Here is a 21,753-nt window from a genome sequence, read left to right as displayed (position 1 = left end):
TTCATGGCTTGTTTCCTCCGAGGTTGAAACTGACATCGGCCATCAATATGCCGGAGACGGCGTGTTGCTGGTCGTCCACCCTGGTTAGGTCGTCGTAGTACCAAGCGCCGTCGGCATCCTGGGCTTCGGCCAGGCGGGCTGCCCCGCACTCCAGCCGATCCCGCAGCGGAGCGTCGGCGAGGCGGGGCTCGTTGAGCCATAGCCATTCCAGCGCGCCCAGGCCCTCCAGAATGGTCCCGTAGCCGCCGCCGCGGGGCATGGGCAGGTGGGACAGCTCGGCCACGCCCTCCCGCTGAGCGTCCCAGCGAATCATCTGCCCGAATCGCCCGGCCAAACGCTGGGCATATTCCAGGTGATGGTCCTCCAAGCCCCACTCGGCCATCTCGCCCAGGGTGTAGGCCGCCCATTGGTCGGGCCAGGGCGGGGGCCACAGCTCTTCCAGCTCGTCGCGCTCGGTGGACAGGTAGTCCATGATGGCCCACACCGGGGCATCCCAGCCCTCGCCGGGGAAGGCCTCGTGCATCAGGGCCAGGCCCCAGGCGGCCTCCCCGGTGGCGAACCGGGACCGCTCTCCGGGCACCGGTGCGCCCGTCTTGGGATCCCAGAAGTTGAGCATCCCGCCGTCGGGAAGCTGCTGGCCCATCAGGAACCGGCCCAGCGCCCGCATCTCGCCGTCGTATCGCGGGTCGCCGGTGAGGATGCGCCGATGGGCCAGTGAGACCAGCGTCAGCGATGCCGTCCCCGTCTTCACCGGCCCTCGGGGCGACAGCGCTGGCCCCATACCCCCATTGTCGGTGTCCACCGCCCGCTCCAACAGGTAGTTCATGCCCCGGTCAGCGGCCTCTACTATCTGGTGGTTTTGGCCCTGTTGCGCGATGGCCAGCTGGTAGAGCGACATGGTGCCCCCGGCGTGGCGGACCAGGTTGTAGCCCGGCACCGCCGACTCGGTGCGCCGGTCGTACTCGTACAGGTATCGCCCGCTGGGTTCCTGGGTGCGGACGATCCAGTCGGCTCCGGCGTCGATGGCGGTTTGTCCGTCGCCGGGGTCATACGCCGGGCACACCTCGGGTGCGGCCAACGTGATCCGCAGGAGCCCGGCGATCACCACCCATGCCACCGCCCAGGCGATGAGCCGACGCGAGGCTCGACTAGACGAGAGCCGCCGCAACGACGACAGCGTGCTCACGGATACCGCCAGAACCGGGAGAACAGGAAGGTGGCCGGCAGTCGGGTCCGCACGAACCGGCGGGCCTCTCGCCCCTCCAGCACCGTGCCGTCGCGATTCACCATGCACCACGATGCCCCCGGTGCCACGGTGATGTCGAACCGGGCCATCCAGTCCAGCCACCCCACCCAGCGGCTGGGGGTGACCAGGGTGCGGTCGCGGGTGGACGGTACCGCCCACAGGGCCAAAGCGCCGATGGCGATCACGCTGAACACCTGCACGTGGGAGGTCACCTCAATGCCCACGTGGAAGGCCACCGCCACCCATATCGCCACCAGGCGGGTGCGGCGGAACCACAGACCGAAGGCGATGAACAGCTCGGTGGCTACCGCGGCGGGAGACAGCACCCAGTGGAACGCCCGGGTGGTCACCACCTCCAGCACCGGATCGGCCAGCGTGTCGCCCAAAGCGTCGCGCACATCGTTCTGGTATCGGACAGAGCGGTCGTGGAGTACCCGGCCGCCCACCCAGTCGGGGTCGATCAGCTTGGAGAACCCCGAGGCGAAGTAGACGACCGCCGCCTCGAACCGAAGCAGCCATATCGGCCACACCAAGGCTCGGTCATCGGGCGGAGGTCGGCGAAGGGCGTCCAGCGACATCGCCCGGCCGTTGTCGCACAGGGCCACCCCGGCCAAAAGGATCACCAGGAACGCCCGGTTGTGGTGGAAGTGGGTCTGCGACAAGAAGAGGTTGTAGGCCACCACCGCGAAGGCAGCCCCGGTGGCGATGCGCGACCACCAGCCCACGGTCATCAGCACGGCGGCAGCCACCCCGATCCACAGCAGCGCTACGTACAGCCCTTCGGGCGCATTGGGATACCACGCCCACCACGGCTGCTGGAAGCGGTCGTGGTAGGTGATGCCATCCAGAGCGTCGGCCAGAAACGGCCGCAGGTGCCAGATCACGCACGGACCCAGCACGATGCGCAGCACGGCTGCGCCCCGCACGCTGGCCGGTTCGTCGAACACCTCGCTCAACCACCGGTGGAACCGGTCCCTCCAGTGGGCGGTGGCCGAAGCCGAAGAAGCCGTGGCCGTCATGGGTCGCCCACTTCCCGGTCGTGGCTGCGGATCACCGTGACGTGGGGGCCGCGGGCATTGCGGTAGTAGGTGACGGTGGCCTCCCAATAACGGGTTTCGGTGTCGCCGGGGGTGTTGTCGGCCATCCAGTCCAGGGCGTGGTCCAAGAAGTCCACCACCGCGTCCACCCCGGAGAAGGCGTGGCGCTGGCGCCACGGGGACCGCAGCGGCCCCCAATCGATCAGCTCGTTCCAGTCGTAGCCCTCCCAGCGGCCGTTGGGCACCGCCACTCGCTGGCCGTCGTCCAACACCCGCACCAGCTCCACCGCATAGGTGCTCGACTCATTGAACGGCTGGAAGGCGAAGTAGTTGTGCGGGTCGCGGTAGCCGTTGGCCACCAGCGCGAGCTGAGCGACCACCACCGCGGCGGCAAACCACCTGGCCCCCCGCCGACGCCACAGGGGCCGATGCGCCCCGGATTGAGGGGCAGTCGATTCGGCGACAGCGTCAGCCGTCGTCGCCATACCTTCGCTTGTAGGCCTCCAGATCGGGCGGCAGGCGGTCGCGCTTGAGTTCGGCGAAGTTGTCGTAGGCGGTGAGCCAGCGCACGTGGCGCCACAGCTCCACCGCCTCCTCGGTGGACTCGGGCGGGTTGCTGATCACCGGGCCAAACAGCGCCGGGCCTTGGCCGCCGTCCAGGCGGATGGTGGGCACGCCGAAGCTGCGGGTCTCGTCGCACAAGATGGTGTGCTCGGACTTCAGCGTCTCCCAGGTGCTGTCGTCGGCTAGGGCGTCGTCCACCAGGCTGGCGTCGAAACCGGCGTCCACTGCGGCGGCTCGGATGGTGTCGAGCTCGTCCACCGACTCCACCAAGTCGAACGCCCGCCGGCCGATGGCCTGGTAGTAGGCGCCGATGCCGTCGTTGCCGCCCATCTCGCGGGCCTTCACCGCAGTGCGCAGCGAGCGCACCCCCACGCCCCGGTCGGGGTCGAACTCGTCCATGGGCTTGTCCCAGTTGACGATGGCCAACGAGAACAATCCCCAGGTGACGCTCACCTCACCGGCGTCTTCGATCTGACGAACCCAACGGGCTGTCTGCCAGCACCATGGTCAAAGCGGGTCGAAATAGAAAGTGATAGGTTCGCTCATGAGTTCATTATCCCTAACCCAGGATGACCTCGGCGATTGTGCGCAGTTCCTCAGCGCTTCGGGCGCCCACGTTGATGCCGGTGATCGGGCTCTCCTCCCAGGCGGCCAGCCGGTCGCGTATCCGCTCCGGCGATCCCACCAGCGAGATCTCATCGGCGAACTGATCGGGCACCGCGGCGATGGCCTCCTCCCGGCGGCCTTCGAAGAACAGGTCTTGGATGTGGTAGGCCTCCTCCTCGAAGCCCATCCGGGCCATGAGCTTGGTGTGGTAGTTCTGGCCTTTGGCCCCCATCCCCCCGATGTAGAAGCCCAGGGAGGCCTTGGTGGGAAACAGCGCCTCGGCCAACTCCTCGTCTGAGTCGCCGGTGACCTTGATGGTGGTGTGGACGGTGATCTCGAAGTCGTCGGAGCGCCCGGCGATCGACTCGGCGTACACCTCAGGGCGGAACGGGGAGTAGTACAGCGGCAGCCAGCCGTCGGCGATCTCCACCGTCTGGGCGATGTTCTTGGGGCCCTCGGCGCCGATGAAGATGGGGATGTCGGCCCGGGGGGGATGGGTCATGATCTTGAGCGGCTTGCCCAGGCCGGTGTCGCCCTCGCCCTTATAAGGGTGGTTGTAGTAGTCGCCCTCGAAGGTGAGGTACCCGTCTCGGGCGAACACCCGCCGCAGGATCTCCACGTACTCCCGGGTGCGGGCCAGCGGGCGGTTTCCGGGCTGGCCGTACCACCCCTCCACCACCTGGGGGCCGGATACACCCAACCCCAGAATGAGGCGCTGGTTGGACAGGTGATCGGCGGTCACCGCGTGCATGGCGGTGGCGGTGGGAGTTCGGGCGGCAAGTTGCACGATTCCGGTGCCCAAACGAATGCGCTCGGTGTGGGCCGCCAGCCACACCAGCGGAGAGAAGGCGTCGGAGCCCCACGACTCCGCCGTCCAAACCGAGTCGTAGCCCAGCCGCTCTGCCTCCTGGGTGAGCGGCACGAAGCCCTCGGGCATCCCGCGGCTCCAATATCCCCAGACCAGTCCGAGTTTCATGGCGGCGACCCTATCCCGCCTGCTAATGGAGATTGTTGTCGAGATTGGGCGCGTCTGCGGCTATCCGCTTGCCGGTGCCGGTGGCGGGGCCGGTAACATGGTTCCCTATGTCCAAGGTCTGCCAGGTGACCGGTCGTCGCCCGTCGTTCGGCAATAACGTGTCCCACTCGCACCGCAAGACGCGGCGCCGGTGGAACCCGAACGTCCACAAGCACCGTTTCTGGGTGCCGTCGGAGAAGCAGTGGATCACCCTCAACGTGTCGGCAAAAGGCCTCAAGACCATCAACAAGCACGGCATCGACAAAGTGGTGGCCCAAATGCGCCAGCGCGGGGAGAAGTTCTGATTGCGATGGCTATCCAAAGAAGCGGCCAATTGCCACAGTCGAATCCGGAGAGAGTCTGATTTCCATGGCTAGTGACAAGCGCCCCATCATCAAGCTGAAGTCCACTGCGGGCACCGGCTACACCTACGTGACCACCAAGAACCGCATCAACGACCGGGAGCGGATCGAACTGAAGAAGTACGACCCGGTGGCTCGCAAGCACGTTGTGTTCAAGGAGGAGCGGTAGCCACCAACGTCGCCGAGCGCAGGGAGCTCCTGACGGCCGCACTGTTGGCCGAAGACCCTGCCCCGCCGCTGTGGCATCTGGTTGACTCCGGCCTCGCCGACGAGATCGTTCCCGAACTTCCCGCGCTTCGTTTGGAGCAAGACCCGATCCACCGCCACAAGGACGTGCTGGCCCACACCATCGCGGTTGTGGCCAAGACCCGGGCTGATCTGGTTCTGCGGCTGGCCACGCTGTTCCACGACGTGGGCAAGCCCCGCACCCGCTCTTATGAGCGGGGGACGGTCACCTTCTACCACCACGAGGCGGTGGGGGCTCGTATGACCCGCAAGCGGCTCACCGAGCTGGGCTATTCCAAGCAGGTGGTGGACGACGTGAGCGAACTGGTGCGTTTGTCGGGCCGGTTCAAGGGCTACGCCGACGGCTGGAGCGACGCGGCCGTGCGCCGCTACGCCCGAGAGGCTGGGCCGTTGCTGGGCTATTTGAACGAGCTGGTGAGGGCCGACTGCACCACTAGGAACGTCCAGAAGGCCGCCGATCTCCAACACCATGTGGACCACCTGGAGGCCCGAATCGCCCGCTTGGCCGAAGAAGAGCGCCGGGCGGCCGAGCGGCCGCTGATCGACGGCAACGAGGTTATGGAGCGCTACGGCATCGGCCCCGGTCCCGAGGTGGGCGCGGCGCTCAAGTTCCTGTTGGAGCTGAAGCGGGCCGAGCCCGACCTAGACCGGGCCGCCACCGAGGCCCGACTCGACGCCTGGTGGGCTGAGCAGGGGTAAAAGCCCAGGTCAGACACTGACACCAATGCAGGTGGTGGTCGGGCTAGCCTCCCACCGGGAGTTGCAAATTGCCCTGTCGATTCGTTGTCCTCATAGCGGTCTTGCTGCTGGTGTCGTCCTGCTCCTCCGGTGAAACGGTTCCACCGGTATCGTCCCCGCCCGACACCGTTGAGACCCTTGATCCCCCCCTTCTGAGTCCTGCTCCCACCGCAATCGACAGCGCGGTCGCACCAACGCCGGAGATCCCAACACCCACCGCAGTTCCCGAACCCACCGCGGCCCCTGAACCGACCGCAGTGCTCGAACCGACCGCGGCCCCTGAGCCGACCGCGGTCCCCGAACCCACCGCGGCCCCTGAACCCACAGAAACTGCCCAGCCCGAGCGCGATTGTTCTCCTTTGGTCCCGGATGATCTTCAGATATCCCACACGTCTCTTGCGGTGACCAGTATTGAGATATCGAAGGCTCTGTATGGCTGCGCTCACGAAGTCGGACTGGCGTTCGCCGAGGATCACGCGGCGATCACCACGCTGATGTCCCGTGGGATTCGAGGCCCGTTGCTGCTGGTTGATCCTTGGTTTGACATCCCATTGATGGGTGAGCTTGGGCGTCTCGCTCCAGAGCGCATCGTGACGGCCGGATTCGACGCTCAGGTTCTTCGGTATGCCCTGGCCGACTTCGCCTTCGAGCAGATCGCTGTCAGTCAGCAGGCGACCTTTTCGCCCACTGGATTGTCCTATGGCAGTGTGTGGCTTGTCGACAGTGCTGAGCAAACCGCGCCATTGGCCGCCCTCGGCCACCAAATCGGTGTTGGGGTGTTTGCTGTGTCGGGCGATCTTCGAGCCTTGTCCCCAGAGACCCGGCGGACGATCTCCAGCGCTTCCCAGGTAGAACTGCTCTCAGACTTTGGAGAGGACACGGCCTGGCAATTGAATGTGGTCCGCCGTGGCGATGAACTGCCCGGCGGCGGCCTGCTCCTGTTTGATGCCGGCTTCAGCCGCCGCTTGGTGGCTATGTACGGCCATCCGTCGGGGCCAGGGCTTGGAGTGCTGGGAGAGCAGGGCCCCGAGGATGGCATTGAGCGCCTCCGATCCATCGCCGAGGGCTACGACGCGGACGGCTCAGTGGTGTTGCCCACCTTCGAGATCATCGCCACCGTTGCCTCAGCCGGCGCTGGCGAGGACGGGGACTATTCGGCTGAGACCACCCGCGATGAGATCAGGCCCTGGATCGAGCTAGCGGCCGCCAACGACGTGTACGTAGTGCTGGATCTACAGCCGGGGCGAACCGACTACCTCACGCAGGCCAGGATTTATGAGGAGTTCCTGCGCCTTCCCCATGTCGGGCTTGCGCTGGATCCCGAGTGGAGGCTCAAGCCCGACGAAGTCCACTTGCGCCAGATAGGCACGGTGGACGCAGCCGAGATCAACGAGGTCGTCGAGTGGCTGGCCGGGATCGTCCGTGAGGAAGCCCTTCCCCAGAAACTGCTGATCCTTCACCAGTTCCGGTTGCAGATGATTACCAACCGCCATCAGGTTGAGACTCCGTCGGAACTAGCGGTGTTAGTCCATATGGACGGCCAGGGTCCGCTTCGCGACAAGTACAACACTTGGAACTTGCTGACCCGCCAGCCCGATGCCGACCAGTTCTACTGGGGTTGGAAGAACTTCTACGACGAGGACATCCCCACCGCCAACCCGGAGCAAGTGCTGATAGTTACCCCGAGCCCGGTGTTCGTCTCGTTCCAGTAGGGCAGCTAGAGCTGGTCGACGTAGGTGTCGGTGCCCACCACCGTCTTGTAGAAGGGGCCCGCCCAGCACACGTTGGCCAGACCTGAGCCGTTCACCGCGTCCACGTACGACCGGAAGGCATCCCAGCAGCCGTCGGGCTGCTTCTCGCTGAAGAAGATCTGAAGGGTTCGGGCCTCGGTGCCAGTGCCCGAGCCGAGGTCCATGGGCGAGTTCGAGGTGATGTCGTCGCGTTGACGGGGTTTCCAGGTGGAGCCGATGGCCACCGGCGAGCCGGCCATCATCTCGGGCATGGCCTTGTCGCGCAAGAAGGCGTGCAACTCGTCTTCGCTCACCCCGTCGGCCCGGTCCATGGCCACCACCCCGATGCCGGCGTAGCCGTGGTCGAGGGCCAGCTCGAGGGGCACCGGGTCGTCGTCGCGGTAGGCGGCCCAGGCGACGTCGGCCAAAATGGTGTGGCGGTGGGTGCGCTCGGCAAATCCCCGGTCGTTGGTGTACAGCCAGTGGACCTGGTCGCTGGCCCACTGCCAATGCTCCTCATCGTGGCCGTCAAGCACCCAGTACACCGCCAGGAACGAGCCTTGGCCGGCTTGCGACACCTCGCCGCTGCCGTCGGTGAGGCGCAGATCCTTGAGTGCCCGGGGGGCCACCCAGCGGGACCCGGCGAACATCCAGGGCCCGATCATGCACCCGGCGTAGAAATGGTCTCGCTCGTACCAGCGGTTGTACTCCTTCTCGTGGCCCGGGTTGGGGTCCACCAGAGTGAAGAGCATGCTGCCAACGTGGATGGGATAGTCGTTCACGCCGCTGAACATAGCCGCTGCGCTCTAGTGTCGTCACAGTGAGCCAACACCCCTTCCGCGACAAGGCCGCCATCGCGGGCATCGGCATCACCGAGCTGTCCAAGAACTCGGGGGTGAGCACCCTCACGCTGGCGTTGCGGGCGATCATGGCCGCCATCGAGGACGCCGGGTTGCGCCGGGAGGACATCGACGGGGTGGCCTGCCACCAGGTGCAGGACTCCATCACCGCCTCCATCGTGGCCCAGTGCCTGGGAGTGGACGACCTGTCGTGGTACTGCGACCAGTTCGGCGGCGGCTCCACCTCACACTCGGTGGTGGGCCATGCCGCCAACGCCGCCGCTTTGGGCCATGCCCGCCACATCGTGGTGTGGCGATCGATCAACGCCCGCTCCGAGCACCGCATGGGCGGCACCGGGCGCCCGCCCCCGGCCATCGTGGAAACCCAGTACCAGCATCCCATCGGCTGGGTGACCCCCCCGCAGTGGTATGCCATGTTCGCCCGCTCCCACATGGCCCGTTGGGGCACCACCTCGGAAGATCTTGGGCGCATCGCCGTCCAACAGCGGGCCAACGCTGTCCACAACGAGCGGGCCATGATGCGAGCCCCCATGACCATGGACGACTACTTCGCCTCCCGCTGGATCGTAGAGCCGTTCCGGCTGTTCGACTGCTGTTTGGAGACCGACGCGGCTGCCGCAGTGGTGATCACCACCGCCGAACGGGCTCGAGACCTGCGCCAGACCCCGGTGCTGATCTCGGGTATGACCTGGGGCGGCGGCCATATGATGCACAGCAATCGGGTGCAGGCCGACTGGACCACCTCTGTCGCGGCGAAAATGGCCCGTCGGCTGTACGAGATGGCCGGGGTCGGCCCCGACGACATCCAGTACGCCTCGCTGTACGACGCCTTCACCCATCTCGTGCTGGTGCAGGTGGAGGACTACGGGTTCGCCCCCAAGGGGGAGGCGGCCGCTTTCATCTCCGACGGGGGAACCGCCCCTGGAGGACGGGTCCCGGTGAACACCCACGGCGGGTTCTTGTCGGAGGGCTACGTCCACGGCCTCAACAACCTGCACGAGGCCGTGCGCCAAGTGAGAGGCACCGCCGGGCGCTTCCAAGTCCCCGGTGCCGAGTTGGCCCTGTCCACCGGCCAGCCCGGCTACGTGGCCGGCAATTCCTCGGCCATCATCCTGCGCCGCGATAGCTGATTGACTGCCAGCAAGGTCGTCGGCTACCCAGTGGGAACCGGCTCGGCTCGCTCCTGGCGGGCGGTGTACCAGGCGGTCGCCGCGGCGGCCACCAACAGCAAGGCGGCTAGCCCGGCGTAGTGGCTGAACGAGTGAAAGCCGAAGTGCTCCATGATCACCCCCGAGGACAAACCGGCGACCGCTCCGCCACCGGTCATCAACAGGTCGGCGCCTCCCTGCATTTCCACCCGCTGGGCCACCGGGAACGCCGAGGTGAGCAGCGCGCTCCCCGCGATCAGCCCGAAACTCCAGCCCAAGCCCACCAGCAGGAGGCCGGCGAACATCCCGGCACTGTCCTCGGCGCTGTTGTGGGCCGCGGTCTCCGCGCCGATGCACAGGATCACCCCGCCTAGTGCCACCATCAAATAGGGGCCGATGCGGTCGACGAGCCAGCCCACGATGGGCGAGAAGGCGAACATTCCGATGACGTGTACGGAGATCACCCAGCCGATCACTCTGAATTCGTGATCGCCGTTGTCCATGTGCAGCGGGGTTATGGTCATAACCCCCACCATCACCGCTTGGCCGGTGAGCATGGCGATCACCGCTAGTCGGGCGGCGGGCGAAGCGGCGATTCGACGTCCCACCACCCGCAGTGATGCCGGTCGTGCGGCAGCCTCGCCTATTGTGCCCAGCACTTCCAGTGGGTCGGGGCGCAGCCATGTGTGGGTGACCGTGAGCCCGATGACGAAGAGAATCATGCCGAGCAGGTAGGGGCCGGACAATTCGGGAAGCCCCATGTACTGGGCGATGTCCGCCGCCTGGTCCAGCGCGATTGTCGGCCCCAGTGCCGCCCCAAAGGTTGTGGCCCACACCAGCATCCCGATTGCCCGGGCTTTGCGGTCTTCAGAGGCCAAGTCAGCGGATGCGAATCGGGCCGCCAAATTGGTGGCATTGCCCGCACCGATGCCGCAAATGCCCACGATCAGCAGCGGATAGATGTCGGCTACCGCGGCCAAGAAGGCGAGGGTGGCCCCCGCTGTGCCGATAGACCACCCCGCGACCAGACCTCGACGCCGACCGAGCCGGGCCATTCGGCGAGCCAGGGGCACCGTCGCCGAGACGCTGCCCACCTGCATCATGGCGGCCGCCACGGTGGCCAGCGTCTCGCTGCCGGTGATCTCTTTGGCCAAGACCGCGGCGGCCGCGAATCCCGAGGCCATGGCCGCGGAGGTGGGGATCACCGAGGCCATCAGCGTCCGGGATGCCCGCCGATAGGCCACTGTTCGCTCTGCCGTCATGGCTTTGCCGTCATCGCTCTACCGTCATGTCGGGGCAACTGGTCTGTTCAGGTTCTTTCGGTGTCCAGCGATCTTGGCTGGGCTCGGCCCACTCTAGGTCGGGACTGTGGCAGTCTGGGAACGATGACCGCCGTTGACCGCCCGGCCGACCGGGCCCCCAAGCCCCGGCCCTACCCCGAGCGGGACTCGGCACCGTGGTGGGAGCGAGTCAACCAGCACCGCTTCGAATTGCAGCGCTGCGACCGGTGCGGGGCGTGGCGGTGGCCGGCTCGGTCGATGTGCGGGCGCTGCGGCTCCTTCGAGTACACGTGGACGCCGCTGTCAGGTCGGGCCACGGTGGAGAGCTGGGTGGTGAACCATCACGCCTTCCTCCCTGGATTCGCCTCCCCCTACACCGTGGTGCTGGGCCGCCTCGACGAACAAGACGACCTGTGCCTGCCCGCCACCTGGCAAGGCGACGCCGAGCCCGTCGCCGGCCAGCCCATCGAAGTGGCCTTCGAAGATCACATTGACGACGAAGGCCCCTTCACCCTTCTCGCCTGGCACCCCGCCTGATCCGCCGGGGGCTATCAGCTAGCCATCAAGCCTGAGCGTCAGTTCCAAGAGGGCGCTGGCTTTCCGATTCTTCGGGGTGATCAAACCCCGGCAACGAGAACCGTTATGCCAGCCACAACGAAGATGAGTCCGCCCACCCGGCGAATCACCGCACTGTCCAGCTTGCGAGCGAGTACTCGGCCCAGTGCCACACCGAGCAACCCCGCCGCGCTGATCCCGAGCGTGGCCCCGATCCACACCATCAGGGCATCACTTCGAGCAGCCAGTGCAATGGTGGCCAACATCGTCTTGTCCCCCAACTCGGCCACAATGATGGCGCTGGCCACGGTGGCGGCGACGCTGAGGGTCGCGAATCGCCCCTTCCTCTCGGATTCTCCGTCGTGCGATGACTGGGCAGCCGGGGAGTCATCGGTGCGTCCTGCCGACCAAATCCCGAATGCCCCAACCACGATGAACAGAATCCCGGCCGCCAGATTAATTCCACGGGTGGGCAGCGCATTACCCGCCGCCCCGCCGATCAGAGCGGAAATCGTGCTTACCACGATGTATCCGGCACACATACCGACCACCACCGGTGCAGCGCGGAAACGGGTAGCGAATCCCGCGGCCGCGAGCTGAGTCTTGTCGCCCAGTTCGGCGACGAAGACAATCCCGAATGCACTGAGAAGGTCGATCATCTATCGGCCCCCCCGGTTCTTTGACTCATAGACGGCACGAACATTAGGGATACCTATCTGAGCGCGCTCTATATGAAGTATGCGAGATCCGGAGTGCTGAGGGTGGGGACGACGGTGGCGCGGTCGAGGTAGCGGTTGCCGTGTTCGCAGGATGTCTCGGGGACGAACATACAGGCGTGGCAGGCGGCGTGGTGGAGGGTGTCTTGGGCTTCGTCAGCTAGATGGTCGGCGCACATTGGGTCGGTGGAGCAGAGCCCGGCTCGGTTGAGGGCGTCGCGCAAAGTGGAGGCCAGGCGGTCGGGTTCGGCTAGTGCCACCAGCCCGCCCAAAGTGCCCTCGCTGTCGGGGGAGGCGGTGTACAGCAGCACGCCGGCCATTGGGTCGCCCTCGTCGGGCGTGCGGCTGTAGAGCCGTTCGCGGAGCGAGGCGGTGGAGTAGCCGCAGTCCAGCGCAACCTGGTGGATCAGCATGTGGGCCAGCGAGTGCAGTAGTAGGAAGCGGGCCCGGGGCTCGGCTAGCTGGGGTTCCAGCCCCCGACGAGTCCGCCAGCCCCGGTGAGCCTCCACAATCTGCTGGTAGCGGGGATCCCTTTCAAAACTGGTTTCCCAGGCTTGAACTTGCGGCTCAGATAATCGGATCAGCAGCCCTTCCCCCCTGGTTTCAGCAGCCGGAAGCCATGTCGGAGACTCGGTCCACAGCGGTGCAATGCGAGTTGCCACTCCAGCGTCATCGGGGCCGTCGATCCGGGTAAATCCGCACAAGGCGATCACTTCCCGCAGTCGGTCTACCGCTATAGGCGTGTCCAAGGTGTTCTCAAACCCTTCGGGTACCGGAAGGTGGCGAACCTTGAAATCATCTGTTTGCAAGGGTTCCGGGTTAGCGAAGGCGCGCCATTCCGGCCCCCGCAAGTCTGTCTCCTCGGCTTCGTTCTCATTGTCCTCGGTGCCGGGTATACGAATGCGGCGACGCTCAATGGTCTCCCAGATGTCGTCGGGGTCGTAGTCCAGCAGCCAGAGGCGCTGCTCCTCGCCTCGGCCCGCTCGGAGGCGGTTGAACACGTAGTCGAGCACTACTCGTTCTTCTATGTCGAGTAAATCGTCCCAGCGCTCCTCTACCTTTTGGTCTATCTCGTCGGTTCGACTGGCATCGGTAGGAATGGTGAGTGCGGAGCGGGAAATTGAGAACCACGAGTTGGACGCGCCCAGCAAGAGCGCTCGGGGCGACTCCTGGCAGCCGTCCTCAAACTGGTGGAGGTGGGGGTGGCGGCCCCGGCATCGGGGGAGGTTCCGCCAGGCTTGGTCTCCGAAGGCCTCATGGGCCATCCGCTGGGCGCCGCAGGACTTGCAGATAACCCGCACATCGGCGGCCCGGTTGGCCTGTCCGGCCTCCCGCAATTCCAACACAGGTGGGCCGTTAGGACACGACCCGCCTTGATGGACATATTCGACCCAGGGGAAGTCGTCGAGATGCCCATTAGCGCAGGCCACCATGAACCGAGTGGGCACGACATGGGGGCGGCGCCCCTGGCACATGTCGTGGTACCAGTACGAGCGGTCGGGCCGGTAGCGGTTTACTTCCAGCGAGAAGAGTCGATAGTCCACTGGGGCCAGTCGGCTGCACCCGGTGCATCGCATCCAGCGGGGGAACGGGAAAACCGGTACCCCGACCCATGCCCACTGCTGATAGGGATTCGGCGACTCCTCCATCCACGGCGGGCTCCGCAACTCGCTCACTCGGGCGCACCCCGGCAACGATCGGACGCTGTCCAGCAACCGGGCTTCGGCGATGAGGGCGGTGTCGTGGATGTTCCAGCCGTCGATTCCACCAACCACAACAGACATGGAGGGAAGATCCACCACAGCACCGGGGCCGAAGGTGTGGATCATCTGGGAGGGACGCAGGCCACCGATCCGAGTGGGTTCCGGCGCACGTCCCGACGATGAGCGGGTTTGGCTCATAAGGATGCCTCGGCGGATTCGTCGAAGGGCTGCGCCGCGGCTATCGACTCGTCTACTTCATCATCTTCGGCCACTGGGCTGTGGACTTGAAGAGCTGTGGGCTCGGGCTGGCCGAGAATGATCTCCGGCTGGCTTATCGACTCGTAGGTGGGGTCTTCAGTCTCGATTTGAAGATTGATCTGGGACTCGGTGTCCCGCAGTGAATTAGGGCAGGTCCACATGGTCCAACCGCCGGACTCTGGCCCCTTCAGCAGCGACACTTCGTCGCGGAGGCGAGCCTGATAAGCCAGGTACGGGCGAAGCGATTTCTCCCGCTCCCACTCGCCGAGACGCTGGCTGGCCATCACCCGTACCAACTCGCCGGCGCTTGGGCTATTGGCCACTGCCTCGGCTCGCTCGGACAAGTCGGCGACATGGGAGGAGATGCGGGGGTCGTTTGGTTCGAGTAAGCGGGCGGTGTCGTTGGGGTTCCACACCGTGTCGTGTTGACGGATAGATGCCACCAGCACACCGGTCAGGCCTTTGTCCAAGGCTCGCTCGGAGAACGGGGTCACCGACAGCGGCTCCACATGGCGATAGAAGGTGGCGTGATAGTGGGAAAATGTCTCGTAGTGGGATAGGTCTCGCGGCCGAGCCCAGTTGTACAGGGTTATGACCAGGCCCGGGCCGTCGTCGCTGCGGCCAACCCGAGAGGTGGCCTGGATGTACTCGGCGGTGGCCTTGGGCTGGCCCACAACCACCATCGAGCCCAGCCGAGGCACATCCACGCCGACCGACACCATGTTGGTAGCCAGCAACAGGTCGAGCGGGCGCTGGGCATACTCTTCGTCCTCCCGCCCGGGATCAAACGTGTTGAACAGTCGGCGGAGGATTTGCTTGATGTCCTCTGATGAAACCCGAGAGGTCAACTCCTCCAAGATGACCCGGGTGCGATCAGCCAAGCCGGGGGTAAATCGGGTTCGCCGCAGCTTCGACCGCAATTCGTCTTCGGCCATTCGGCGCATTCCGGCCAGTTCTCGTACGGCGTTGAAGTAACCGACGGTGGTCATCCACGGATCCACCCGTTCACCCTCATCGTCCAGTTCTTCGTACATGGCCTGGGCTGCGGCCATAAGCGAGGCGAAGACTCGCAACTCCACCTGCTTGAGCCGCTCCCCGTGGGCCATTACGCCCAGATACAGCCGTCCCGGTGCCTCATCGGTGGGGTCGATCTGCTCGGCGAAGAATGACCGCCGGACATCGAGCACCGGAGGTGGGAACACCCGCAGCTTCCGCCAAAACAGTGCCCAGGCTTGTTGGCCGGCCCTCCGGACGGTGGCGGTAGACGCCACCACCTTGGGTCGGACCTGCTGGCCTTTGTATTTCCAAGTAGCCAAACGGTCGATTGCAGCCTCATACAGCCCGGCCATCGTGCCCAGCGGCCCTGTCACCAGGTGCATCTCGTCTTGGAGGATCAAGTCCGGGGGTCGCAAGCGGGGTGAGACATCGACGGTCGACGCCGCGGGCAATTCCCCGCGGGCCACGTGCTTGTTGCTTTCTTGCCAGTGATTCCGGTGGCGCTGGTCGAGGTCGGGGTTGCGATAGCCGTGACGCTCGCATCGCTGCTCCACTCGGCCGAACAGAGTGGCTAGTGCCCCGTTCCAGGGAAGCTGTGCGAACTTATCGATGGTGGCGATCACGAATGCGGGCAGCAGCCGGTATACCTGAGTGTCCACGGTCACTACCGGAATGCCCTCGCCCGGTGCTTGCTTAGCGGTGAACGAGCATTCCGGATCACCGCAGAACACCAGAAAGCGCTGGTGGGGCTCGTCGTAGCGGCAGTCTTGGCCACCGCTGAGCGCGTAGCCACACCACGGGCACTCGGTGAGCTGGAGCGGGGTACCGGCACCGCTAAAACCCCTGCTCCGGTTGCGCTGTGCCTCTACCCATTCCTTGGCTTCCCCATCCTGGTTTGGCGTGACCCCGCCGCCCACCCACATGCCCAAACGGAACGGCACACCCTCGTATCGGCTGTCGGACACCGCTCGGTGTTGACGCAGCAATTCAGCCGCGCAGACCAGCGTGGCGGCTCGCTGGAACTGCTGGGCGGTAAGCAGCCGAAGCGTGTAGCGCATAATCACGGCCACGCCGTCGCGTCCGTCCACTGCGTCTTCCCCTTCGCCCACCACCCCCTGAAGTCGTCGGATGGCCAAGGTGTAGGCCACCAGCCCCAGGTAGGCCTCGGTCTTGCCGCCTCCGGTGGGGAAGAAGAGAAGATCGGCGAGCGCAGTGTCGCCGCTGCGCTCGGGATGGCCGGGGTCGGTGAGCGAAGGCAGGCACAGCAAGACGAATGCGAGCTGGAAGGGCCGCCACGACCGGTTAGCCGGAATGTCCGCGCCGGCTAGCGCCTCCCGCAGCGACAATTCAAGGTCATTGCGCCGCACGCCAACGGCCACGCTGTGTACTCGTTGACGCGACATCGCCTGATTGGCGAACCGGAATGCGTCCAATGCGTCGGGGTTGTCTTGCAGCAGCGTGATTCCGTCCCGGATGGCGTCGGCCACTCTTGTCGCCTCGGCGATTGCTGCCGCGGCGGCATCATGGTGGCCGTCCAAGTTCTCAGCTCGGTTGATCTCGTCGTCCAGCCAAGCCCGATAGCCGTCGGCCAGAGGCATGAGTCCGTTGGCCAAATCGTCGACATCCAGTTCTGACAGCGTCTTCATGTCGGTAATGAGCCCAGAGAGCTGAGGCGTGCTGTGCGCGGCGGGGGCTTCTGTGCGGCCTACTTCGTGGCGCGGCAGCGTTGCCGTTCCCACACGGGTGCCTCTACGGGTACCTGGCTCGCGGTGCCAGCCGACGCCCACCCCGTGGCCAACAGCCAGCTCCACCTCGTGGCGATAGGCCATGTCAAGCTGGGCGGTCTCCTCCCGCTCGGCCTCCGGCACCGCGGATGCCACGTGCAGAGCCTCCCGCCCGCAGAACACCGCCGAGTTGTCGGGAGCGGTGAGGTCGAGGCTGACCTGAAACAGCCAACGCTCGTCCTTGTTAGTGCGGACGGGTTCCTGCTCATTGCACAAGAACACTGTCACCAGCAGCAGTTCTCGGTTGGCAGCAGGAGCGATCCGGCCCCGCAGCACCACCCCGTCGTCGTTCACGGGGATCGGGTCGATACTGCCCTCCTGCATGGAGACCGACACCGTGAGGTCGATTGGCAACCGCTGCCACACCCGGGCGGCGGTGCCATCGTCTCGAAGTTCTTCCTCTCGCGTGTACTGCCCCCACCGACATCGGGCTAACAGTTCATTCGTGTCGGCGGGCACAACCGCGGTGAGCCCAATGGAGGACTGGGCCAGCACTCGCTGGGCCACTCGGCCGTCGTGGCTGCCCCGGGCCGGGTCCTCGTCGCCAGTGCCGGGGTCGTCGGTGCGTTCGGGATCGCGGGCCACTGTTCCCTGTGGGGCCAGCTTTCCCACCAAGTAGCGGTCATTCACTCGTCCGGGCGGCGCCCAAGTGCCGTCTTCCCGCTGGAAGCCGCGAATTATCTCGTCTGCCCCGTCCAGCGGGCCACGGAGGTCGGCGCTGACTCGCCGTACCAACTCGGTGCGGATAGCCGCTGGCTGCTGTGCCCAATCAGGCAGGGCGGTGGCGTTCACCGGGGACTCTGGCAATTGAATTCGGCCCTACAACTAGGACTGAGCCGCGACTCTGGTGCCGTACTTTTGGCGGGCAGCCTGCTTTGAGACCCCCAGCATCTCCCCGATCTGCGACCAGGTGACCCCTCGCGTGCGGGCATCGGTAACCGCTCGGGCCAGAGCTTCGTTGACCCCTTCCTGTTGGTTGGTCCATGCTGCAACCACACCCATCGACTCCAACGGTGCGGGCTTGAGGTCTGCCGGGTCGACCTCGTCAGCCCACTTCTCGAACGCGGCCAGCTTCTCTGCGAGCCACTCTTCGCGATCTTGGTCCATCTGCTCCTCCTTCATTGCAGAAACTTCCGCCGGGCTGGCATGGCATGGATGATCACTGCGCCATCGGCGTCCTGAACCACGACGATCTCGAGGGGTTGAACGTTCATAGAGGGTCCAATATAGATCGCAACCGAAGGGTCATCGGTATGACCGAAGTGCCCCGTGGGTTGCAACCGTCGCATCGAGAGAGCAATTTCGAGCTGCTGCTCACTTACTTATCGTCGCTGGCCGCTGACGATGAGGCTGGTGGAGCCTCAATCGGTGGTAGATGGAAAGATTCGGTATCTATAGAATAAATAATTGCCACAGAGGAACCCTATCTGTCCAGGAATTTATGTTATTGTGGTAAGTGATGTCTTCCAAATCACGAACTTCTTACCAATTTGAGGGTGGGCTTGAGCAGGCGCTCGTGGACATATGCAGCGTTGCTGCTAGAGGCAACGTAAGCGGTGTGCGACAGCTCGCGGCACGGGTCTTACGCGCCATCCCCCCAGAGGTCGGTGACCCCGATCGGTTCTGCAATGAGCTGACCGCCGCGATCGCGGACACGGGGGCACTTGCTCCGCGACGCGCATCACGCCCTCCAGCAGACCGTGACTCGCGCATTGACTTGGTCGATGTCCGCCCACCCCCGGCAGGGACTGTGCTTGTTGTGCCCGAAGATGTCGACGACCAACTTCAGGCGGTAATTCAGGAGTGGTCGGCGCGGGAGGAACTTATCGCGACTGGTGTGATGCCCACACTCACCCTGCTAATCACCGGACCTCCAGGTGTCGGAAAGACACACGCCGCAAGTTGGCTGGCCGAACAGCTCGACTTGCCCTTGATCGTTGCCGATCTTGCTGGAGTGGTTTCGAGCTATCTGGGAAGCACCGGCCGGAACCTTCGCCGCGTGTTGGACTTCGCGAAAGAGCAACCGTGTGTCCTGCTCCTCGATGAGTTCGACGCGCTGGCCAAGCGCCGTGACGACGACTCCGACGTTGGCGAGCTCAAGCGCATCGTGAACGTACTGCTCTTGGAGTTGGAGCGCTGGCCGAATGACTGTTTGCTCGTTGCAGCAACCAATCACCCCGAGCTTCTGGACCGCGCCGTAGAACGCCGGTTCGACCGGATCATTGACATTCCGCTGCCAGGCCCGCGGGAGCGCATTGAACTCTTCCGAACATTCAGCGGCCAGATCGAACCTCTGTCTGAGGATGTACTTGTTGGAGCAGCCGCACTGACTCATGACGCGACTGGCTCACATATCGAGCGCGCCGTGACCAACGCGGCGAGAAACGCAATCATCCATGGAGCGCCGCTCCGGGAAGAGCTCACTGCGAGGCTTCTTGATGCATTTGATCCGAGCGATCTTGACCGCGACGCGTTCTGTTTGGTCGCGCACGAGTCATTGGGTATGACGCAGCGCGAGATCGCCAGACTCCTCGACGTGAGCCACCCAACGGTTGGAGCCGCCATACGAAGGGCGCGTGAGGCGATATGAGTCCTCGCCCTCTCCTTCTCAACGGTGAATCGCTTCGCCAGGATTTGGACCTACGGCGCTGGCGTGGGGCTGGCGATAAGTACGAGCCGCAAACCGCGGAACAAGCCCGTGAGATCCTTCTTCCCCAAATCGAAACTACCCGCATTGAGGCCGCCTTAATCCCAGACCAATTCAGGGGTGAGCGAGTCGTTGTCGAGACTACGTTGTTGCCCAACTACCTTGCCGCGTCCTATCACCCCTCGAGGCTGCTGGCGTTTGGGGAGGCGCAAAGCGTCGGATCCCGCTACGCCGAGGGTCTCCTCGAAACCAACACCAAGACCAAGCAATCACCTACTCGAAGGCTGATTCTGGCAGTGACCGACGACGGACTTGAGATGCTTCAGACGCTCGTAACGAACCGAGGTGGAGCGACAAAGTCGGAACGGCGTGCGTTCAAGGAGATCCGGACCCTCAGTGATTTTGGCTTGCCCAAACCGGACTCAGTTCTATTGACGACGGAATTCGGGGATGACGAGTCCGTGACTGTCGAATGCGTGCTGCACCCAACAGGCATCAATGCCGCCGGCGACCCTACCCCGGCTGGCGATGACATCATCGAAAAGTGGGGATTGCTTGTTGAATCGTTAGACGGAACCCCACACTTCGATTTCGTCCGAACCGCAGGCGGACTGACTTTCGCTCCTGCTCGGGTCAATCCCGCCAATGTTCATGAACTAGCCCGGTTCAATCCCCTCCGAGCGGTACGACCTATGCCGACAATGAGGCCGTTGCCTGCAGTAGGGCCCCGAGGTACGAGGCCACGCGTGCATCCTCCCGATGAGCTATCCCCAGTGGATGAGGTCCACGCGGTGGCAGTCTTTGACGGCGGCCTGGACAACTCCGCAGATCCACCCTTCTTCCAATCTGAGGAAGTCACGTTGGCCAAGGCCGACCCCGATCCTGATGTTGTCAGCCACGGCACTGCGGTAACAGCGGCTGCGACCTACGGGTTGATGGTCCCGGGCTCACAGTTGCCCCAACCAGTGGCCCGTCTCGATCACTATCGCATTCATCCGCCGGACCACTGGCCAGACGAATTGGCCCTCGTCTGGATTCTCGACGAGATCGAACGCGTAGCGAAAGAACAGGACTACGCGATCATCAATCTGTCTTACGGCCCCGACCAAGCAGTCGAGGCAGGACTCGAACCACATCGCTGGACCCATGTGTTGGACCGCATCGCCTATGAACGAGACGTCCTCTTTGTTGTCGCAGCGGGCAATAATGGGCAGGAATCAGATCAACTCGAACTCAATCGGGTCCAAGTACCGGCCGACGGCGCCAACGTGCTGTCGGTTGGAGCGTGCGACAGTCCCGACGGAGTCCGTTGGTCCAAGGCCCCGTACTCCGCTGTTGGTCCCGGACGACCAGGTGCGCGAATCCAGCCAACCGGGGTGCAATTCGGTGGCGTTCTGGATGAAGACCCCTTTCTCGCCATGACAGCCGATGGGTATCTCGCCTCTGATGAAGGGACAAGCTTTGCGGCGCCCCTTGTGACCCACGCCCTCACCGGGCTGGCGGTGCGGTTCGGTGATCACGTCACGCCAGCGTTATTGCGGGCCCTCGCAGTCCATTTTGCCGAACGTCATCGGCACCATCGCAAACGCCGCAATGAGTTCGGCTACGGCCGCTTTCCCCTCACCTTCGATGAGGTCCTTGACTGCGAACCTGGCGCGGTCAGTCTGGTCTATCAGGACACGATCGACCGCGATGAAATCCTTGCCTACGAAGTACCGATCCCCCATGGGGCAACAGGTGCCCTCACGGTCACTGTCACGCTGGCTGTTACTTCCCCCGTAGAACTAACGCAGGTCACCGAATACACCCGCTCTTCCGTTGAATTGACCTTGCGCCCAAACGCGCACCGGTTCACCTTCACTCGCACCGACCCGAGAGGCAGTGAAATTGCACAGCTCGCCGATACCGCCCGAGTTTCTGAGCTATTGGCTGGCGGCTACCGCCAAAGCCACGAGCCTGCTGCCGCAAAGGGCTTCAGTGCTTATGCCAAGCCTGAAGACCTAGCCAGGGACCAGGGCAAGTGGGAGACGCTTCGGACCTATCGATGCAAGCTCCAGCCAGATGATGTCTTTGATCCCCGAATTGACATCTCCTATTTGGCGCGTCGTGCTGGTGCCCTTGAAGTGTCATCCGATCCGGTGGACTTCGCGCTCGTTATCTCTGTCACAGAGGATGGCAGCGACGACCTATACGACCGCGTCGTAGCGGCGTATCCCAGCCTCGTTGCGGTCCCCGCGCCGCTCGCTCGGATCAAAGCTTGAC

At 64.5% G+C, this 21,753-nt stretch carries 18 protein-coding genes and 1 pseudogene; 8 read left to right on the top strand and 11 right to left on the bottom strand.

Features of this window, described 5'->3' with window-relative positions:
* Position 1 precedes the first annotated feature (1 nt).
* From ACOGI7_RS11190 to ACOGI7_RS11170, 5 genes and pseudogenes are all read right to left on the bottom strand, one after another.
* Complete coding sequence (locus tag ACOGI7_RS11190; protein ID WP_419848842.1) at positions 2-1,186, bottom strand: hypothetical protein; 1,185 nt, start codon at positions 1,184-1,186, stop codon at positions 2-4.
* Entirely contained in the window at positions 1,183-2,265 is a 1,083-nt protein-coding gene (locus tag ACOGI7_RS11185) for an HTTM domain-containing protein (protein WP_419848841.1), read from the bottom strand. The genes ACOGI7_RS11190 and ACOGI7_RS11185 overlap by 4 nt, the downstream gene beginning before the upstream one ends.
* A complete protein-coding gene (locus ACOGI7_RS11180) occupies positions 2,262-2,768 on the bottom strand; it encodes a hypothetical protein (RefSeq protein ID WP_419848840.1) in 507 nt (168 codons plus the stop codon). Before ACOGI7_RS11180 ends, ACOGI7_RS11185 begins: the two co-directional genes overlap by 4 nt.
* Positions 2,752-3,342: pseudogene (locus ACOGI7_RS11175) on the bottom strand (hypothetical protein); the annotation flags it as partial. The pseudogene ACOGI7_RS11175 and the gene ACOGI7_RS11180, both read right to left, overlap by 17 nt.
* 64 nt (positions 3,343-3,406) lie before the next feature.
* Positions 3,407-4,429 carry an LLM class F420-dependent oxidoreductase gene (locus ACOGI7_RS11170; RefSeq protein WP_419848839.1) on the bottom strand — a complete coding sequence of 341 codons (1,023 nt, stop codon included), beginning with the start codon at positions 4,427-4,429 and terminating at the stop codon, positions 3,407-3,409.
* Positions 4,430-4,536: 107 nt separating this feature from the next.
* Here ACOGI7_RS11170 and rpmB point away from each other — a divergent pair, with 107 nt between their 5' ends.
* The 4 genes from rpmB (at position 4,537) to ACOGI7_RS11150 (ending at position 7,526) form a co-directional block, all read left to right on the top strand.
* Positions 4,537-4,773, top strand: a complete 237-nt coding sequence (gene rpmB, locus ACOGI7_RS11165; RefSeq protein ID WP_419848838.1) for a 50S ribosomal protein L28 — start codon at positions 4,537-4,539, stop codon at positions 4,771-4,773.
* Between the two features lie 64 nt (positions 4,774-4,837).
* Positions 4,838-4,999 carry a 50S ribosomal protein L33 gene (gene rpmG / locus ACOGI7_RS11160; RefSeq protein WP_419847506.1) on the top strand — a complete coding sequence of 54 codons (162 nt, stop codon included), beginning with the start codon at positions 4,838-4,840 and terminating at the stop codon, positions 4,997-4,999.
* Positions 5,000-5,043: 44 nt separating this feature from the next.
* Positions 5,044-5,775, top strand: coding sequence for an HDIG domain-containing metalloprotein (locus ACOGI7_RS11155; protein WP_419848837.1), 732 nt, complete (start codon positions 5,044-5,046; stop codon positions 5,773-5,775).
* Positions 5,776-6,215: 440 nt separating this feature from the next.
* Entirely contained in the window at positions 6,216-7,526 is a 1,311-nt protein-coding gene (locus tag ACOGI7_RS11150) for a hypothetical protein (protein WP_419848836.1), read from the top strand.
* 5 nt (positions 7,527-7,531) lie between these two features.
* Here the strand turns inward: ACOGI7_RS11150 and ACOGI7_RS11145 are convergent, their stop codons facing one another.
* Entirely contained in the window at positions 7,532-8,326 is a 795-nt protein-coding gene (locus ACOGI7_RS11145) for a hypothetical protein (RefSeq protein WP_419848835.1), read from the bottom strand.
* Positions 8,327-8,364: 38 nt separating this feature from the next.
* On the opposite strand from ACOGI7_RS11145, the gene ACOGI7_RS11140 reads away from it, so the two are divergent.
* Positions 8,365-9,534 carry a thiolase C-terminal domain-containing protein gene (locus ACOGI7_RS11140; RefSeq protein WP_419848834.1) on the top strand — a complete coding sequence of 390 codons (1,170 nt, stop codon included), beginning with the start codon at positions 8,365-8,367 and terminating at the stop codon, positions 9,532-9,534.
* A gap of 23 nt (positions 9,535-9,557) precedes the next feature.
* On the opposite strand, the gene ACOGI7_RS11135 is transcribed toward ACOGI7_RS11140, so the two are convergent.
* Positions 9,558-10,814 (bottom strand): MFS transporter, encoded by a 1,257-nt coding sequence (locus ACOGI7_RS11135; RefSeq protein ID WP_419848833.1) that lies wholly within the window; start codon positions 10,812-10,814, stop codon positions 9,558-9,560.
* A gap of 123 nt (positions 10,815-10,937) precedes the next feature.
* Here ACOGI7_RS11135 and ACOGI7_RS11130 point away from each other — a divergent pair, with 123 nt between their 5' ends.
* On the top strand, positions 10,938-11,369 hold the full coding sequence (locus tag ACOGI7_RS11130; RefSeq protein WP_419848832.1) for a Zn-ribbon domain-containing OB-fold protein: 432 nt from the start codon (positions 10,938-10,940) through the stop codon (positions 11,367-11,369).
* Between the two features lie 80 nt (positions 11,370-11,449).
* On the opposite strand, the gene ACOGI7_RS11125 is transcribed toward ACOGI7_RS11130, so the two are convergent.
* The 4 genes from ACOGI7_RS11125 to ACOGI7_RS11110 form a co-directional block, all read right to left on the bottom strand.
* Positions 11,450-12,046 carry a TMEM165/GDT1 family protein gene (locus tag ACOGI7_RS11125; RefSeq protein WP_419848831.1) on the bottom strand — a complete coding sequence of 199 codons (597 nt, stop codon included), beginning with the start codon at positions 12,044-12,046 and terminating at the stop codon, positions 11,450-11,452.
* Between the two features lie 68 nt (positions 12,047-12,114).
* Positions 12,115-14,004 carry a DrmB family protein gene (drmB, locus tag ACOGI7_RS11120; RefSeq protein WP_419848830.1) on the bottom strand — a complete coding sequence of 630 codons (1,890 nt, stop codon included), beginning with the start codon at positions 14,002-14,004 and terminating at the stop codon, positions 12,115-12,117.
* Positions 14,001-17,636, bottom strand: a complete 3,636-nt coding sequence (drmA, locus tag ACOGI7_RS11115; protein WP_419848829.1) for a DISARM system helicase DrmA — start codon at positions 17,634-17,636, stop codon at positions 14,001-14,003. The genes drmB and drmA overlap by 4 nt, the downstream gene beginning before the upstream one ends.
* A 33-nt stretch (positions 17,637-17,669) precedes the next feature.
* Positions 17,670-17,951: a hypothetical protein gene (locus ACOGI7_RS11110; protein ID WP_419848828.1), complete on the bottom strand. Its 282-nt coding sequence runs from the start codon at positions 17,949-17,951 to the stop codon at positions 17,670-17,672.
* A 652-nt stretch (positions 17,952-18,603) separates the two neighbouring features.
* Here ACOGI7_RS11110 and ACOGI7_RS11105 point away from each other — a divergent pair.
* A complete protein-coding gene (locus tag ACOGI7_RS11105; RefSeq protein ID WP_419848827.1) occupies positions 18,604-19,434 on the top strand; it encodes an AAA family ATPase in 831 nt (276 codons plus the stop codon).
* Positions 19,435-20,264: 830 nt separating this feature from the next.
* Positions 20,265-21,752, top strand: a complete 1,488-nt coding sequence (locus ACOGI7_RS11100) for a S8 family peptidase (protein ID WP_419848826.1) — start codon at positions 20,265-20,267, stop codon at positions 21,750-21,752.
* Position 21,753 lies beyond the last annotated feature (1 nt).

Source organism: Candidatus Poriferisocius sp. (genome assembly GCF_965204145.1).
Taxonomy (GTDB): Bacteria; Actinomycetota; Acidimicrobiia; order Acidimicrobiales; family Bin134; genus Poriferisocius.
The sequence above is the reverse complement of the archived record's forward strand: the minus strand, read 5'-3'. Positions and strand labels throughout refer to the sequence as shown.

Bases quoted from the DNA above. Each gene is read 5' to 3' on its own strand.
- drmB (WP_419848830.1), bottom strand. From the start codon at position 14,004: ATGAGCCAAACCCGCTCATCGTCGGGACGTGCGCCGGAACCCACTCGG.
- ACOGI7_RS11125 (WP_419848831.1), bottom strand. From the start codon at position 12,046: ATGATCGACCTTCTCAGTGCATTCGGGATTGTCTTCGTCGCCGAACTG.
- rpmB (WP_419848838.1), top strand. From the start codon at position 4,537: ATGTCCAAGGTCTGCCAGGTGACCGGTCGTCGCCCGTCGTTCGGCAAT.
- ACOGI7_RS11185 (WP_419848841.1), bottom strand. From the start codon at position 2,265: ATGACGGCCACGGCTTCTTCGGCTTCGGCCACCGCCCACTGGAGGGAC.
- ACOGI7_RS11130 (WP_419848832.1), top strand. From the start codon at position 10,938: ATGACCGCCGTTGACCGCCCGGCCGACCGGGCCCCCAAGCCCCGGCCC.
- ACOGI7_RS11170 (WP_419848839.1), bottom strand. From the start codon at position 4,429: ATGAAACTCGGACTGGTCTGGGGATATTGGAGCCGCGGGATGCCCGAG.
- ACOGI7_RS11180 (WP_419848840.1), bottom strand. From the start codon at position 2,768: ATGGCGACGACGGCTGACGCTGTCGCCGAATCGACTGCCCCTCAATCC.
- ACOGI7_RS11110 (WP_419848828.1), bottom strand. From the start codon at position 17,951: ATGGACCAAGATCGCGAAGAGTGGCTCGCAGAGAAGCTGGCCGCGTTC.
- ACOGI7_RS11135 (WP_419848833.1), bottom strand. From the start codon at position 10,814: ATGACGGCAGAGCGAACAGTGGCCTATCGGCGGGCATCCCGGACGCTG.
- rpmG (WP_419847506.1), top strand. From the start codon at position 4,838: ATGGCTAGTGACAAGCGCCCCATCATCAAGCTGAAGTCCACTGCGGGC.